We start from the raw sequence: 216 nt of genomic DNA on the forward strand, positions 1-216 counted from the left end.
CGGTCACGGGCCCCGTGCTGACGGGCAATATCATCATAGACAACAAGCGGCCCATGTTGGTGCCGGCGACAATGATGCCCAACGCCGGCGATAACAACGTGCTGCTGCCCAACACTTACAACACTGTTATGTTGCTGGGCCAGGGGCTGAGCCGTGACCTGAACCTGGAGGTGATCAGCCAGGAAGGGGCACAGCTCAACAGCTATGTCGTCTCCG

At 59.3% G+C, this 216-nt stretch carries 1 protein-coding gene; it reads left to right on the forward strand.

Annotated features, from left to right (window positions below; all coding sequences use genetic code 11):
- The coding region (locus LZP73_RS21290; protein ID WP_234236998.1) for a hypothetical protein at window positions 1-216 on the forward strand (216 nt) is incomplete at both ends.

Origin of the sequence: Shewanella sp. AS16, from assembly GCF_021412365.1 — a bacterium.
GTDB classification, from domain to species: domain Bacteria; phylum Pseudomonadota; class Gammaproteobacteria; order Enterobacterales; family Shewanellaceae; genus Shewanella; species Shewanella salipaludis.